Below are 1,031 nucleotides of genomic sequence, written 5' to 3' on the forward strand. Positions count from 1 at the left end.
CGGTAAAATAGCATGCTGTTCTGGTGAATATTTTGCCCCCAAACTTTGGAAATCAGGCTGATGACACAGTTCGAAGGTTCACATATCCTTTCAGTAAACCAGTTAGATCTGGATTCGATTAACACTATTTTCAACGTCGCTAACAAAATGACCCCTTATGCTTTGCGTGAAAAACGCACCAAAGTGTTGGAAGGTGCCATTTTAGGCAATCTGTTTTTTGAACCCAGCACCCGAACTCGTGTCAGCTTTGGCTGTGCCTTCAATTTACTTGGCGGACATGTAAGAGAAACCACAGGAATGGCATCATCGTCATTATCTAAAGGCGAGTCGCTTTACGATACCGCCCGAGTGCTCTCGACCTATTCTGATGTGATTGCTATGCGTCATCCAGATGCCTACTCCGTCAAAGAGTTTGCTGAAGGCAGCCGAGTGCCAGTAATCAATGGCGGTGATGGGCCAAATGAACATCCAACTCAAGCCTTGCTGGACTTGTTTACCATCAAAAAAGAATTAAGCCATTCAGGTATGGGTATCGATGGTATGCACATTGCCATGGTGGGTGACTTAAAATATGGTCGCACCGTGCATTCACTCTCGCGCTTACTTTGTATGCATAAGGACATTAAGTTCACATTGATATCGCCAAGTGAGCTAGCAATGCCTGACTATGTGATCGCCGACATTGAAAATGCTGGCCATAAGATCACAATAACCGAACAACTTGAAGGTAATTTACATAATGCGGATATTTTATATCTTACCCGTATTCAAGAAGAGCGCTTTCCGTCACAGGAAGAAGCCAATAAATACCGTGGTAAGTTTCGCTTAAATCACAATATTTATACGCAGCATTGCAAATCAAATACGGTGATTATGCATCCATTACCTCGTGATTCACGCGCGCAAGCAAATGAACTCGACAATGATTTAAACAGCCATCCAAGTTTGGCTATTTTTAGACAAGCCGACAACGGCTTACTCATACGTATGGCACTTTTTGCATTAACATTGGGAGTTGCAAACCAACTCGA

The 1,031-nt window shown here is 43.2% G+C and carries 1 protein-coding gene; it reads left to right on the forward strand.

Features of this window, described 5'->3' with window-relative positions; all coding sequences use genetic code 11:
* Positions 1-60: 60 nt before the first annotated feature.
* Positions 61-1,031 (forward strand): aspartate carbamoyltransferase (locus tag CXF78_RS01705; RefSeq protein WP_102035784.1); only part of this gene is annotated, 971 nt, incomplete at its 3' end.

The sequence above is a fragment of the Shewanella sp. 11B5 genome (assembly GCF_002836795.1).
Classification (GTDB): domain Bacteria; phylum Pseudomonadota; class Gammaproteobacteria; order Enterobacterales; family Shewanellaceae; genus Shewanella; species Shewanella frigidimarina.